The 14,151-nt window shown below is 63.1% G+C and carries 15 protein-coding genes and 1 other RNA gene; 10 read left to right on the top strand and 6 right to left on the bottom strand.

The window, feature by feature from the left end:
* Positions 1 to 76: 76 nt before the first annotated feature.
* From V5N47_RS08855 to V5N47_RS08870, 4 genes are read left to right on the top strand one after another with little or no spacing between them, the layout of a single operon-like run.
* Positions 77 to 1,759: an ABC transporter substrate-binding protein gene (locus tag V5N47_RS08855; RefSeq protein ID WP_338726950.1), complete on the top strand. Its 1,683-nt coding sequence runs from the start codon at positions 77 to 79 to the stop codon at positions 1,757 to 1,759.
* Positions 1,760 to 1,799: 40 nt separating this feature from the next.
* Positions 1,800 to 2,816, top strand: coding sequence for an ABC transporter permease (locus V5N47_RS08860; RefSeq protein WP_338726951.1), 1,017 nt, complete (start codon positions 1,800 to 1,802; stop codon positions 2,814 to 2,816).
* Positions 2,813 to 3,727, top strand: a complete 915-nt coding sequence (locus V5N47_RS08865; RefSeq protein ID WP_338726952.1) for an ABC transporter permease — start codon at positions 2,813 to 2,815, stop codon at positions 3,725 to 3,727. Before V5N47_RS08860 ends, V5N47_RS08865 begins: the two co-directional genes overlap by 4 nt.
* Positions 3,727 to 4,071, top strand: coding sequence for a hypothetical protein (locus tag V5N47_RS08870; RefSeq protein ID WP_338726953.1), 345 nt, complete (start codon positions 3,727 to 3,729; stop codon positions 4,069 to 4,071). The genes V5N47_RS08865 and V5N47_RS08870 overlap by 1 nt, the downstream gene beginning before the upstream one ends.
* Here the strand turns inward: V5N47_RS08870 and V5N47_RS08875 are convergent.
* The 3 genes from V5N47_RS08875 to V5N47_RS08885 are packed head-to-tail and all read right to left on the bottom strand — an operon-like array spanning position 4,068 to position 6,490.
* Positions 4,068 to 4,487 (bottom strand): PPOX class F420-dependent oxidoreductase, encoded by a 420-nt coding sequence (locus tag V5N47_RS08875; RefSeq protein WP_338726954.1) that lies wholly within the window; start codon positions 4,485 to 4,487, stop codon positions 4,068 to 4,070. The genes V5N47_RS08870 and V5N47_RS08875 overlap by 4 nt on opposite strands.
* Before the next feature lie 37 nt (positions 4,488 to 4,524).
* Positions 4,525 to 5,781: a dihydroorotase gene (locus tag V5N47_RS08880; protein ID WP_338726955.1), complete on the bottom strand. Its 1,257-nt coding sequence runs from the start codon at positions 5,779 to 5,781 to the stop codon at positions 4,525 to 4,527.
* A gap of 25 nt (positions 5,782 to 5,806) precedes the next feature.
* Complete coding sequence (locus V5N47_RS08885; RefSeq protein WP_338726957.1) at positions 5,807 to 6,490, bottom strand: lipoate--protein ligase family protein; 684 nt, start codon at positions 6,488 to 6,490, stop codon at positions 5,807 to 5,809.
* A 54-nt stretch (positions 6,491 to 6,544) separates the two neighbouring features.
* Here V5N47_RS08885 and V5N47_RS08890 point away from each other — a divergent pair, with 54 nt between their 5' ends.
* The gene (locus V5N47_RS08890; RefSeq protein ID WP_338726959.1) at positions 6,545 to 7,363 is read left to right on the top strand and encodes a hypothetical protein; all 819 of its coding nucleotides are present in this window, start codon (positions 6,545 to 6,547) and stop codon (positions 7,361 to 7,363) included.
* Here the strand turns inward: V5N47_RS08890 and V5N47_RS08895 are convergent.
* Positions 7,344 to 7,739, bottom strand: a complete 396-nt coding sequence (locus V5N47_RS08895) for a hypothetical protein (protein WP_338726961.1) — start codon at positions 7,737 to 7,739, stop codon at positions 7,344 to 7,346. The genes V5N47_RS08890 and V5N47_RS08895 overlap by 20 nt on opposite strands.
* 210 nt (positions 7,740 to 7,949) lie before the next feature.
* On the opposite strand from V5N47_RS08895, the gene V5N47_RS08900 reads away from it, so the two are divergent.
* Positions 7,950 to 8,399, top strand: coding sequence for a PaaI family thioesterase (locus tag V5N47_RS08900; RefSeq protein ID WP_338726962.1), 450 nt, complete (start codon positions 7,950 to 7,952; stop codon positions 8,397 to 8,399).
* On the opposite strand, the gene V5N47_RS08905 is transcribed toward V5N47_RS08900, so the two are convergent.
* The gene (locus V5N47_RS08905; protein WP_338726964.1) at positions 8,390 to 8,968 is read right to left on the bottom strand and encodes an isochorismatase family cysteine hydrolase; all 579 of its coding nucleotides are present in this window, start codon (positions 8,966 to 8,968) and stop codon (positions 8,390 to 8,392) included. The two genes, V5N47_RS08900 and V5N47_RS08905, sit on opposite strands and share 10 nt — an antisense overlap.
* Before the next feature lie 89 nt (positions 8,969 to 9,057).
* Between V5N47_RS08905 and V5N47_RS08910 the strand changes: the two genes are divergently transcribed.
* From V5N47_RS08910 to V5N47_RS08920, 3 genes are read left to right on the top strand one after another with little or no spacing between them, the layout of a single operon-like run.
* Positions 9,058 to 10,572, top strand: coding sequence for an Hvo_1808 family surface protein (locus V5N47_RS08910; protein ID WP_338726966.1), 1,515 nt, complete (start codon positions 9,058 to 9,060; stop codon positions 10,570 to 10,572).
* Positions 10,572 to 11,885, top strand: a complete 1,314-nt coding sequence (locus V5N47_RS08915) for an Hvo_1808 family surface protein (protein ID WP_338726968.1) — start codon at positions 10,572 to 10,574, stop codon at positions 11,883 to 11,885. The genes V5N47_RS08910 and V5N47_RS08915 overlap by 1 nt, the downstream gene beginning before the upstream one ends.
* 31 nt (positions 11,886 to 11,916) lie before the next feature.
* Positions 11,917 to 13,062 (top strand): nicotinate phosphoribosyltransferase, encoded by a 1,146-nt coding sequence (locus tag V5N47_RS08920; RefSeq protein WP_338726970.1) that lies wholly within the window; start codon positions 11,917 to 11,919, stop codon positions 13,060 to 13,062.
* On the opposite strand, the gene V5N47_RS08925 is transcribed toward V5N47_RS08920, so the two are convergent.
* Entirely contained in the window at positions 13,059 to 13,667 is a 609-nt protein-coding gene (locus V5N47_RS08925; protein WP_338726972.1) for a TIGR00296 family protein, read from the bottom strand. The genes V5N47_RS08920 and V5N47_RS08925 overlap by 4 nt on opposite strands.
* A 129-nt stretch (positions 13,668 to 13,796) precedes the next feature.
* Between V5N47_RS08925 and rnpB the strand changes: the two genes are divergently transcribed.
* An RNA gene (gene rnpB, locus V5N47_RS08930) (RNase P RNA component) lies at positions 13,797 to 14,113 on the top strand.
* Positions 14,114 to 14,151: the final 38 nt, after the last annotated feature.

Below are 14,151 nucleotides of genomic sequence, written 5' to 3' on the forward strand. Positions count from 1 at the left end.
GGCGTTTTTCCGACTCTATTGTTCTCACCAAATGTATCCGATACTATTATCAATGATGTATGTTGGACTATGATTCATGTCTCCTGAAGACAACCTGAAGCGTCGTAGCTTCCTCAAGGCAGCCGGTGGTGCCGCAGTCGCGGCATCGATGGCTGGTTGTATCGCAGGCAACGATGAGGGCGACGGCGATGGAAACGGCGACGGTGACGGCTCGGGCAGCGGCTCGGGTGGCACCCTGCTGTACTCCCGTGGTTCTCACTCCGGTACCCTCGACCCACAGAACACGACCTCTGGCGAGGACGTGAAGGTCACGAACCAGCTGTACGACCAGCTCGTGATGTTCGAGCCGGGCAAGACCTCGCTCATGGCTGGTCTCGCAACCGAATGGGACCTCTCTGGGACGACGGCCACGCTCACCCTCCGCGAGGGCGTCACATTCCACAACGGCGAGGAGTTCACCGCCTCTGACTTCAAGGCAACCTACCGCCGCTTCGTCGACGAAGAGTACGAACACTTCCCCGGCGCTGACTACGCCTCCGCCTACGGACCGTTCACGCTCGGCAACTGGATCGAGAGCGTCAACGCAGCGGAAGACTACAAGCTCGTCATCGAACTCAAAGAGGAGTACGCACCGTTCCTGCGTAACCTCGCGATGTTCGCTTCCTCCGTCCACTCGGAGAAAGCAATCAAAGAGAAGGGCACTGACCTTTCCGCTGACCCAGTCGGCACGGGGCCGTTCGAACTCGACGCCCTCGAAGACAGCACGGAGTCCGTCCGCCTCACCGCCTTCGAGGACTACTGGGGCGAAGGTCCGAAGGTTGACGAAGCCGTCTTCCTCACGACCGGCCAGAACACCGCTCGCGCGCAGTCGCTCGACGCAGGCGAGACCCACATCGTAGACGGGCTCGGCAGCGAGGCCGCGAAGGTCGTCGAAGACTCCTCCAACGCCAAACTCGAACAGTTTGAGGGTATCAACGTCGGCTACATGGCGTTCAACATGGCAAAGCGCGAGGAGTTCCGCAACAAGCAGGTTCGCCAAGCCATCAGCTACGCCATCGACACGAAGGCAATCGTGGACAACATCTACGAAGGCTTCGCACAGCAGGCGAGCCAGCCAATTCCATCGAACGTCCTCGGCTACAACGAAGACCTTGACCCGTACCCGTACGACCAGGAGAAAGCACAGTCGCTGCTCTCCGAAGCCGGCTACGGTGACGGCTTCACCTTCGAACTCGCGACGTTCAAGAACCCACGCGGTTACAACCCATCCCCAATCCAGACCGCAGAGAAGGTTCGCTCCGACCTCGGTGCAATCGGCATCGACGTCACCATCAACCAGCAGTCGTTCGACCCATTCCTCGACTACACCGCAGAGGGCAAACACGACGCGTGTTTCCTCGGCTGGTACACCGACAACGGCGACCCAGACAACTTCTTCTACGCCCTGCTCCACCCCGGCGTCGAATCGCCAGACGGACAGGACTACGTCGCCTTCGACACCGAGGGCTTCAACACCCTGAACGTCGCTGGCTGGGCGAACCAAGAGTACATGACGCTCGTCGAAGAAGCACAGGCAACCTACGACGAAGGCACGCGGACTGAGAAGTACAATCAGGCCGCTCAGATTGCCCACGACGAGGCTCCATGGGTCTTCCTCGACCACGCACAGGAACTCCGTGGCGTCGCAAACAACGTCTCCGGATACGTCCCATCCGCAATCGGTGGGCCACACCTGAAGGACGTTAGCCTCTCCCAATAGAATCGGGCAATTTTTGATTGAACTTCGTTTTTAGTGAAGTATGGTCTCAAAGCGGTTCATTGCAAAGCGCTTGCTGTTGCTGATTCCGGTGCTGTTCGGAGTCGCAACGCTCGTCTTTGCAATCCTCCAACTTGCCCCGGGTAACCCAGCCCGTGTCATCGCAGGCCAACGGGCAACAGAGGAGGCAGTCAGACAGATTGAGAATCAACTCGGTTTAAACGACCCCATCTACGTCCAGTACGGACGCTTCCTCGTTGATGCAGCCCAGTTCCAGTTTGGCAACTCCTTTGTCATCGACAAGGACGCAACCGTCCAGCAACTCCTCCGGACGCGCATTCCGGTCACGCTCGAACTCGCCCTGTACGGCCAGCTTATCGGCATCTTCCTCGGGATTCCCCTTGGCGTGCTTTCGGCGGTCAAACAGGACTCACTGACCGACCACCTGACGCGCGTTGGCGCGCTCACCGGCATCAGCGTCCCCATCTTCTGGAGCGGCCCGCTGCTCATCTTGGTGCTCGCCCAACTCCTCGACATCTTCCCCACCGGTCGGCGCATCTCGCCGCTGTACTCGACGCCAGACCCCATCACGGGCCTACTGACGGTTGATACGCTGTTATACGGCCAGTACGACGCGTTCTTCTCTGCGGTGCACCACCTCATCCTTCCGGCGTGTGTCATCGGCATCTACTCGATGGCGCTGCTCTCGCGGATGATGCGCTCATCGATGCTCGAAGTCGTCCGCCAAGACTACATCCGCACTGCCCGCGCGAAGGGACAGGGTATCAAAATCACGCTGATGAAACACGGCTTCAAAAACGCCCTCATCCCGGTCATCACGGTCATCGGGATTCAGTTCGGCACGCTGCTCGGCGGCGCGGTGCTCACCGAGACGGTGTTCTCGCTGAACGGGATTGGCACGCTGCTGGTTGATGCCATCGAGGTGGGTGACTATCCTGTCGTCCAAGGGACGGTGCTCACCTTCGCGTTCTTGTTCACCCTCGTGAATCTCGGCGTTGACGTTACCTACTCCTATCTCGACCCACGGATCGAACAATGAGCACGGAAACCAACACCACGAACCGGAACGACCGCAGCTTCGTAGACAGACTGCAAGCCTCGCCGTTCCTCTCTGAACTCCTGTCGAATCGCCTCGCCGTCGCCGGGCTCGCAATCATCTTCTCGCTGTTAGTGATTGCGGTGTACGCGCGACTGTTCATCGACCTCGGCCAAATCGTTCCGTCGCAACTCGGGACGAACCCGAACCGTGCGCCGCCGTCGAGCGAGTTCTGGTTCGGCACGGACGGCCAGGCCCGTGACATCTTCACGCGTACGCTGTACGGCGCATGGCTGGCGATGAAGTACGGGACGATTACGGTCGGCCTCTCGACGATGGCGGGCATCACGCTCGGCATCATGGCCGCCTACTACTCCGACATGACCGACAACGTCATCATGCGGACGATGGACGTGCTGCTCGCGTTCCCATCGCTCCTGCTCGCGCTCGCGCTCGTCGCCATCTTCGGCGCGGGGCTCTGGAAGGTCGTCATCGCGCTCACCCTCGTCTACACGCCGCGCTTTGCCCGCGTCGTCCGCGGGGCGGCGCTCAAGGTGTTAGAAGACGAGTACGTGGACGCGACCGTCGCGCTCGGCGCACGTGACCCGCGAGTCCTGTTCCGCCATATCCTGCCGAACACGCTCGCGCCCATCACCGTCCAGAGTACGCTCAACTTTGGCCTCGCCATCATCGACATCGCGGCGCTGTCGTTCCTCGGCTTTGGTGCCGCTCCCGGGACGCCGTCGTGGGGGCTGATGCTCTCGAACGGCGTCACCAACGGCCTGCTCTCTGGCATCTGGTGGTGGTCCTTCTTCCCCGGCCTGTTCCTCGCAATCACCGTCCTCGGGTTCAACCTCCTCGGTGACGGCATGCGCGACGCACTCGACCCACGGATGCGCGACGCCATCGACTAATGGACGGTGGCGCGTGGCTTCGCCCACGCATCCGACTCCTCGGTGGCGCGGGCCTCGTTGGCCTCGTCGTTGGTGTCGTCGCCACCGTTGCCTACACGCTCTATCAGGGTGACGCCAGCTTTGCTACCAGTCAGGTGTTCTCCCTCGGCGCGCTCGCCCTTGGCTTTGCGACGCTCGGCTGGACTGGCTCGGTGTTCATGGGTCAGGCCATCGAGACGATGCAGTCGTACCTCGCAGCGGGCGGCGACTGGACAGAAGCAGACTCCCGGCGTGCGATGGCGCGCATCGCCGGGTTCGGCGCGGGGATGATGGTGGGGTCGGTGCTCGCCTCGTTCGCGCTCTAACGGCGCTGGCGCGTCGGTGGGGCGCGACCGACCACGGCGTCGGGACGAATCTTCAGCACCGTCCGCGACGCGTCCGCCGCGCCTTCGCGTGGCGACTTTTTCTTCCCCGTGTACCGTTCTGCGAGTCGGTTGAGCTGTTCTTGGCCAACGTCTTCGGTCATCTCGACCACCTCGCCGCGGATGTGGAGATAGCGATACGGGTTTTCGGGGTCGCTGATGGCGAGTGAGACGTGCGGGTCGCGTTCGACGTTTCGGTGTTTTCGGTTGCCAGTCACCGTGTTCACGTACAGAAAGCCGTCGTCGTACTCGACCCACATTGGGATGACGTGGGGGCTGCCGTCGGGGAGGACTGAGGCGAATTGGGCGAACGCACGGCCTTCGAACAGGTCGTGGAACTCTGGGGGAATTTCGGCCATTCCGTTAGGTACGGGCCGCGAAAACAAAACTCTCTGCTCACCGAACGTTCTCGCCAACCGCCTCGCCGAACGCGCCGTCGTCGAACACCGTCTCGCCGCGAACCATCGTCCACTCGGGGAACACGCCTCGCATGCCTTCGAACGGCGTCCAGTCGCACTTCGAGTGCAGGTCCACACCGCGAATCTCGCGGCTTGCATCGGGGTCAACGAGCACCAAGTCGGCGTCCATGCCAACGGCGACCCGACCTTTTTTCGGCAGGTCGAACACGGCCGCGGGATTCGACGCCGTAAGTTGACGGACGCGCTCGTAGGTCAGGTTGCCTTTGCGCGCCTCTTCGAGCAGGAGCGGCAGTGCCGTCTCCACGCCGGGGACGCCGCTCGGCGCGTCCCAGATGCTCGCGTCTTTCTCTTCGCGCGTGTGAGGGGCGTGGTCGGTCGCAATCATGTCCACCGTCCCGTCGGCGACGCGCTTGTAGACGGCGGCGCGGCGCTGTTCGCTGCGAAGCGGCGGGTTCATCCGCCCGAACGTCCCGAGTTCCTCAAGGTCAGCCCGTGAGAGCAGGAGGTGGTGGGGCGACACTTCGCAGGTCATCCCATAATCTGCGGCGATGTCAACGCCCTCGGGCGTGCTGGTGTGGGCGATGTGGAGTTGTGCGCCAACCTGCTCACCGACTTTGCAGGCGAGTTCGACGGCTTCCGCTTCTGCTTCTGCGGCGCGGAAGGCGCTCCACGCGTCGGCGTCGTCGCGGTCTTTCGCCGACTCGTCGAACAACGTCGCGTCCTCTGCGTGAACGGTGACGGCGACGCCCTTCTTCGTCGCGGCTTTCACGGCATCTTCGAACAGCACCGGGGCGATGCCCATGTTCCCGGTCGAATCCGCGAGGAACACCTCTCCGAGGGCGAACAACGGCCGCGAGAGGAGGCTCTTTCGGTCCCAGTTCTCGGTGACGCCGCCGTTGATACCCCAGTCCACGTACGACTGCGCTGCGAACGCGGCCTTCTCATCGAACGCCTCACCAGAAACGGTCGGCGGCGAGGTGTTCGGCTGGTCAACGACCGTCGTTACGCCGCCCGCCGCCGCCGACTGGCTCCCCGTCTCCCACGTCTCCTTGTGGTCGTAGCCCGGCTGACGAAAGTGGACGTGAGCGTCTATCATGCCCGGCAAAAGGAGCTTCCCGCTCGCGTCTACGTCTGCGTCGCCCGCGAGTGTGCGGCCGAGTTCGGTGATGGTTCCATCTGCGATGCGCACGTCACGGCAGCGGCCGTCCGCGAGCGTCGCGTTAGTAATGAGCATGGGCACACCTGCGCCGCCGAGTACCCTAAACGTCTCGGACCGAGACGACCTCGTGGTCGCCCGGCCCGGCGAGCGCAGTTTCGAGGGCGTTGATGACTGTTTGAGAATCCGCTGGGCCGCCCGCCTTCTCGACGCTGCCGACCGAATCCGGGTCGAACGGCACGCCCAAGGCGTCGTAGACGGGGTCGAGAACGGCTGCAATCTCCGCGTGGCCGGTGACGATACAGATGCCCGCGACGAGCGCCGCGCCGCGCCGGACTCGCTGGGCGATGCCGACGAGTTTCCCGTCGGCTTGAAGCGAATGTGCACCCGGGCAAAAGGAGTTGGACGGCTCGCCCGTAGACGCGCTGACACCGAGGCGCGAGAGCGCCACTTGCACGGCAGCCGTGAGACTATCGTAGCGGTCACTAAGTCCGCTTCGCATATCTGCGATGGGCACGGCGCGCCCGAAGGCGACGGTCGTCCCGGTGTAGGCCACCGCGCGGCCGCCGACATTGCGCTCGATGGGTGGAAAGCCGTGGGCTTCTGCCGCTTGTTTTGCTCGCTCGTAGCCCGGCGACCCCGAATCACGCCGCCCGAAGGCGACCTGTCGGTGGGGCGTCCAGACGCGGACGGCTGGCGTTCCGTTCTCAGCGACCCAGTCGAGCAGCCGCCGACTCGCTTCTTGGTCTGCGGCCACGGTGGCTGCCCGGCCGCGAATGACGCGCATGGGAGAACTGACTTCCCGACGGGACTAAACACCCTCCCTTGCTACCTGCGAGCGATGGTTACGCTCGATTCGTCGGTACTCGCTCGGTATCCGCGATTTTCGCTCTACAACTCTCCCTATGCGGCCCACGACCATGGCTGTGCCATCGACCTCTATCCCGAGACGAACGACGCGCCCTCGCCGGTTGCGGGTGCGGTGCTCGACACCCGCGCGGTGCGCGCGCCGCCAAAGCCCTATTCGCCGGAACACGACTACCTCATCCTTGTGGATACGGGCGAGTACGTGGCCAGAATGCTCCACGTCAAGCCAGCGGTCGAAGCGGGCGACGTTGTCGAAGTCGGCGATTCACTTGGCGAGATGGTGCGCGCGGGCTTTTTCGCGCCGTGGGTGTCGAACCACATCCACCTCGGGTTTCGAGCAAAAGACGCGAACCACTATCGGGCGGCGGGGTCTGTCGAACTCGACCTCGACTGTTCGGTGCGCCCGCTCGCGTGGGACGGCACCGGCACGGTCATCGAAACTGGCGAGACGTGGCTCAGGCTGGACGAACCGGAGCACCCGGCTCCGGGTGAGTGGTTCGCGGGCATCGAAGGCGCACCGGGCGTGGTGCTCGACGGCGGGCTTCCCCACTACGACGGCGGGGGCGCACTCGGCAATCGCGGCGAGCAGGCGGTTGAACTTGCGGGTGAACGCGTCGGCGTCGCCACGGACCGCGACGTGACGTGGGATTCGCTCGAAGTTTTGGCAAACGACGTGCCGCTCACGGGGCTGTCGCTCTACTGTTCGCAGGACACATTCGGCGCAAAACTCGTCTTACCGGGTCACGATTTTTCCGTTGGCGACGACGTGATGCTCAGCGTTGTTCGACCGTGACCGCCTCTTCGAGCGTGAGGACGGCCACCCCATGGCTGGTGTTTACGTAGTAGCCGTCGCGTTCTTCTTCCTCGTCACCTTCGGTGTAGGGAAGCAGTGAGAAGACGTGTTTCACGTCCTGAACCGACTCCTGTTTGGTGAGTACGAGTTTCGGCGTCTGTTTCGAGAGGAACGCCTCTTTGAGGATGTACTGAATTGGGTGACAACCCTTTATTGGGTCTGCCCAAGCGTTGCTGACAATCGCGTCTGGCGGCACGCGCGTCACCACGTGGGCAACGAGGCGCGGGCCCTCTGGTTCGTGATCTTCCATAGATTCGTTTTCCTGGTCTCTAAGATGGACGATGTCTGCGACCGAGCGGAGGGCTGAGTCGAACATCGACAGCGCTAGCAGTGCTACGACAACCGCTCCGCCAACCCACCCGTCGAATGTCCCTATCAACCCACGCCCCCCAACACCAGTGTTTCCGGTATCGTCTATGGATATAGTCGCGCGCTGAGCATATAAATATACGAGACAGTACGCCTCTCCAGACTGTCCGCACCGAAAGTCAGTGCATAGAAGGCCGTTGCCTGTTAGGACCAGCATATGAGCGACCAGCAGATTCCCGACGGGACGGCCGAGACGATTCAACACGTCATCGACAACCAACATGGCTATCTCGCGTGGCTTGGCATGCGCGTCGATACCGTCTCTTACGGGGAGATTTCGCTCACTATCCCCTTCGACGACAAGTTCACGAACCCGACCGACCCACCGACGATTCACGGCGGCGTCGCGGCCTCGCTCATCGACACCGCGGGCGGACTTGCCCTCCGAACCACGCTCGCAAATCCGCTCGAAGATACGCTTGCGACGGTCAACCTGAACGTGAACTACCTCCGGCGGGCCTCAGCCGCCCTCACGGCGCACGCGGAAGTCGTCCGCACCGGCTCCTCGGTTGGGTGGGCAGACATCACCGTCGAGAGCGAAACGCCCGACGGAGAAACGACGGAAGTGGCGACCGGGCAGGCGGCGTTCCGGCTGTTTCAGTCCTGAGTGAAGGCCACCTCAGCCTGTGAGAGCACGTCACCGAACAGCCACGCCGCGTGGTCGAGGGCGTACTGTTTGTGGCCGTCTTCGATGGCTCCCACGGCTTCGCGGACGATGAGCGGGCGGAAATCGCGTAACGCCGCACTCGACGCGGTGTGGAGCACGCACACGTTTGCGAGGGTCCCACAGATGAGCAGGTCGGTGATGCCGTGGGCCGAGAGAAACCCCTCCAACTCGGTCTGGTAGAAGGCGTCGTAGGTGTGTTTTTCGACGATGTGGTCTTCGTCGCGCACGTCGAGTTCGGCCACGAATTCGGTTTCCCACGTCCCCTCGACGACGTGTTCGCCCCACCGCTCAAACTCGTCGTAGTAGTGGGCGTCTGCGAACTGCGCTGGCGGGTGGACATCGCGGGTGTAGACGATGGTCGCGCCCGCTTCTCGCGCCTGTGTGACGAGGGTGGTCACGTCGTCGACGACGGCCTCGCTGCCGGGCGCGTAGAGGCTCCCGTCGGGGTGACAGAAGCCGTTTTGCATGTCCACGACGACGACCGCCGTGGTGGCTGGGTCGAGTTCCATGCTAGACATCTACCGCCGTCGGGGAAAAATCCTGTTCGCAGGGTGAACTCGCCGGGTGCTTTTTCACTGACACCCGCTATTGTAGAGGTATGCGAGCACTCGCCACCGTCCTGGTCGCACTCCTCCTCGTTCTCTCCGGCTGTAGCGCCGTGCTCCCCGGGGACACCACGGATGCGACGACAACGACGCCAGCGGACACGCAAACCGCAACGTCAACGGCCAGCCCGACAACGGCGCAGGCAACCACACAGACACCGACCACGACGCCCCGTCCTGACCCCGAGAGTGACGTGCTCGGGTGGGAGAACGGCTACTGGCACGACGACGTGCTCTCGGTGACGACCGACGACGGTCTGAACGAGACGGAACTCGACGCCGTCGTCGCCCGCGCGATGGCTCGGGTCGAACACGTGCGCGAACTCGAATTCAACGAGACCGTCCCCGTCGAAATCATCACGCGCGCAGAGTACCAAAACGAGACCCAAGAAGAGTACACCGACGACTTCCGCGCCTTCGACAACGCGAAGTTCGAAGCGATGTTCTTCGTCGGCGAAGACAGAGATGCCTTAGCCGTCCAGAACACGAATCGCGGCTCGAACGTCCTCGGCTACTACAGCCCGAAAGACGACGCCATCGTCATCGTCGCAAACTCCGAGACGCCGTCGCTCGACGCCGAAGGCACGCTCTCTCACGAACTCGTCCACGCCCTCCAAGACCAGCACTACAACATCTCCTCTATCTCGCGGCCGACCCGCGAACTCTACAACGCGCGAAACGGCCTCATCGAGGGCGAAGCCAACTACGTCCAGCGGCTCTACCTCGAACGCTGTGACGCAGAATGGCAGTGCCTCGAAGCGCCTGAATCGAACGGCGGTGGCGGCGTCCCTGACGACTTCCACTGGGGTATCTACTTCCTCAACTTCTTCCCGTACAGCGACGGGCCCGGCTTCGTCGGCCAAGTCCACAGCGCACAGGGCTGGGACGGCGTGAACAACCTCTACGCAAACCTCCCGAACAGTGCAGAACAGGTCATCTACCCGCAGAAGTACGGCGACGATGAGCCGACGGACGTGACCCTTGAAGACACCAACGCCGGTGATTGGGAGCGCGTCATCCCCGAGTCGCCACACCCAGACCAAGAGCGCCCGGCCTACGCGAGCCTCGGGCAGTCTGCGCTCTCTGCGATGTTCGCCCACACGTTCACCGATTCGTACAACCAGTCACGCGTGGTCGAGCCACAGGAGTTCATCAACTACGAGGAAAACGGCCGAGTCAACAGCTCTGACCCGTTCAACTACGACCTGCGCTACACCCGCGGCTGGGATGGCGACCGGATGCACGTCTACAAAAATGACGACGGCGAGACGGGCTACGTCTGGAAACTCGTCTGGGACTCCCCCGAAGACGCCCAGCAGTTTGCAGACGGCTACGAGCGCCTCCTCCAGCACTGGGGCGCACACCGCGTGAGCGAGAACGTCTGGGTCGTCCCCGAGGGTGAACCGTACGCGGACGCCTTCTACATCTCCGTCGAGGGCGACACGGTCACCATCGTGAACGCGCCGACGACCGATGACCTGCCCGACGTGTCTGAGACCGCCGCCTGATGGCACGCACTCGCTCGCTCGTTGCCCTCGCCTTCCTCGTCGTTCTTTCCGGCTGTGTCGGTGGCATTCTCGGCCCGCAAGAAGACCCCGATGACGACACGCTTGGCTGGGAAAACGGCTACTGGTACGACGACCCGCTCTCCATTGACGAGCGCGACGGCCTGAATGAAACCGAGCGCGAAGCCGTCGTCGCCCGGACGATGGCTCGCGTCGAAGTCATCCGAGGGCTGGAGTTCACAGAATCGGTGTCGGTGACGCTCATCAGCCGCGAGGAGTACCGCTCGCGGCGCGGGAGCGACTGGGCCAACGAACCCACCGACTACGACCGCTGGAACGAGCAGGTCTGGGAGGGACTGTTTCTCGTCTCCGAAGACGCCACCGTTTCAGACGCCTTTGGCGACGTCTACGGCAGTGCGGTGCAGGGCTACTACAGCGGCGGCGGCGAAATCACGCTCGTGAGCGACTCTGCGACGCCGATGGTCGACCGGACGACGCTCTCACACGAACTCGTCCACGCCCTCCAAGACCAGCACTTCGGATTCGGCGGCGGACGAGACTCCCAAGACGGCGACCTCGCCGCAGACGGCCTGACCGAAGGCGATGCGAACTACGTCGAACAGCTTTACGAATCGCGCTGTCAAGCCGAGTGGGACTGCATTGCCCGGCCAGACCGGGGCACGAGCAGTGCGCCAGCCGACTTCAATCGCGGCGTCTTCTCGGTCATCTACCAGCCGTACGCAGAGGGGCCGCTGTTCGTCGAAACCCTCCGCGACCGCGGCGGCTGGGAGGCCGTGAACGACGCCTACGACGACGTTCCCCAGAGCACAGAGCAGGTCATCCACCCCGAGGACTACCCGGACGACCGTCCGGTCGAACTCGACGTGCCAGACCGGTCGTCGGGCGGCTGGGAGCGGTTTTCGTTCGACAACCGCCCGAACGCGGACACCGTTGGCGAAGCCTCCATCTACGCCATGCTCTGGGCCAACGGCGTGGTGACAGACCAGTCGCCGTACGCCTACGCGTTCCCGGCATCGACCGGATGGGCCGGTGACAGCCTCATCCCGTACCAGAACGGCGACGAGTACGGCTACGTCTGGGTGACCGAGTGGGAATCCGAAGCGGACGCCCGCGAGTTCGTCGATGCCTACCGACAGGTGCTCGAAGCAAACGGCGCGGTCGAGCGCGCAGGCGGCGTCTACCGCATCCCCGAGGGCGAACCGTTCGCAGACGCCTTCCGGGTGACGCAGTCGGGGACGCAAGTGAAAATCGTGAACGCGCCATCACTCGGTGCGCTCGGGCGCATAGACGGGTAGTTTTTTCGCGCTCCACCGGGAAACGTTCACTATGTCCGATGCGTTCGATATTGTGTCCACCGAAGCCATCCGAGCGGGACGCGCCACGGATGTCTACTTCGAGCGGACCGAAACCACGCTCGACCACGCGGGGAAGAACCCGACGGTCGTCGCAGAAGTAACGGCCAATCAGTTCCCCACGGGCGAGTTCAACCTCTTTGCTGGCGTCAAAGACGCCGCCCACCTTCTCGAAGGCCTCCCGGTCGATGTCGATGCCCTCTCTGAAGGCAACCTATTCGACGCGGGGCCAGTGCTCCAGATTACGGGGAAGTATCGCGACTTTGCGCGCTACGAGACGGCGTTGCTCGGCTTCCTCTCACACGCGACGGGGATTGCGACGAAGGCACTCGAAGCCCGACACGCCGCCCCTGACACGACCATGCTCAGCTTCGGTGCGCGCCACGTCCACCCGTCGATGGCCGCGGTCGTCGAACGCTCCGCGCTCCTCGCCGGCTTCGACGGCTTCTCACACGCCGCCGCGGGCGACCTGCTCGGGCGCGAGGCGGGCGGCACGATGCCCCACGCCTTGCTCATGTGCTACGGGCGGGGTGAACAGGAAGCCGCGTGGCGCGCCTTTTACGAGGCGACCGGACAGGGCGTCGCGCTCTGTGACACCTACTCGGATGAGGTCGAAGAAGCACTTCGCGCCGCGGCCGAACTCGGCGAGGACTTAGAGAGCATCCGCATCGATACGACGCGCTCGCGGCGCGGTGACTTCGCGCACATCATCCGAGAGGTGCGCTGGGAACTCGAGGTGCGCGGCTACGACCACGTCGATATCTTCGTTTCTGGTGGCCTCCAGCCCGCTGACCTCCACGAACTCAAAGACCTCGTCGATGGCTTCGGCGTTGGCGGCTACGTTTCGAACGCAGACCCACTCGATTTCGCGCTCGACATCGTCGAAGTCGAGGGCGAACCCGCCTCAAAGCGCGGAAAGCTCTCGGGGAAAAAGCAGGTGTACCGAACCCGCGACGGCGGCCACCACGTCGGCCTCGCGAGTCGTCCCGGACCAACCGACGGGAGGCCGATGCTCGAACCGCTCATCCGCGAGGGTGAACTCGTCCGTGAGTTTGACTTGACAGACGCTGCAAAACGCGCCGCGACGGACGCGACGAAGGTCGGCTTCGGCGAGAACTAGAAGGTCCGCTCTTTTATCGAGCCGTTCGGGGTTCGCTCTTCGAACACTTGACTGCGGAACAAGAGTACGTCAACGTCGTCTTTTTCCCACGCCGTTGGCGAGAGTCCGGCTTTCCGGCAGGTACGGTCTAAGTACTCGAACTCGCTCCAGCCGTTCTCGACCGGGACGGTCGGGTAGAGCCAGCCAAACTGGCTGCCCTTCTGGACGGCGAGGCCGTGGGTGCCGACTGCTAAGTCTGCGGCGGGGTCGTCTGTCTCGATGACGTCGGTAACGATGCACACCGAAATGGCGGTGCTCGAAAGCTCTGCGGCTTCGAGTTCGGAGCCACACGAGTCGGTGCTCGCGGCCTGAATCGCGGCTTCGATGATGGTGTGGCCCACGCGATCTGTACTCTGGACAGTTCCGGCACAGCCGCGGAGGCGGCCTCTCCCCTGTGTCGATTGCAGGCGAATGAACACCCCGGCCCGGTTGTAGAAGGCATCGCGCATACTCCCCGGCTGTTTTCGTTGGCCGTTGTTGACGAACAGGTCTACCGCCTCGCGTGCGAGGTCGACAGCCCCGCGGCCGTCGTCGTATGAAAAGAGCGCAGTTTGAGCCTCGGACATACCACCTGTAACGAGAACAATAGTAATCAACGCTTTCATTCAGACAAACCGGAACCCAAACTATCTCACAAGCCCGTGGGTTTCGGCCAATCGAACGCCTTAATTGTGCTACGCGGCCTACCATCTGCCGGCAGAGGGAGCCCGGTTCCCGTGGCGCAAGCCAACGAGGAAAGTCCCCCCACTGTCTGGGCAGGTGACCAGGCGCAAGTCTGGAGCGGGAGACCGCTGGCTCTGGAACAGAAACGAGACCCCTCCACCGGACCGATGAGGTGCGCGACCCCAACCGCAAGGACGGGAAGCTAACCCACCGAGGGTCGATGGTGGAGAACGGATGGAACGGCGAAACCTCACCGGTGCAAGTCCCATCGGCTAAGGTAGCCCGGACGACGATGCGGACGCTCAGCCGAATACCGGGAAGAACAGAAGGGGGCTTACTCCCCTCAGCCACTTTCATACACGGAGCGACTGCACCACCACAAGCGTG

Source organism: Haladaptatus sp. DJG-WS-42 (assembly GCF_037198285.1).
Lineage (GTDB): Archaea > Halobacteriota > Halobacteria > Halobacteriales > Halococcaceae > QDMS2.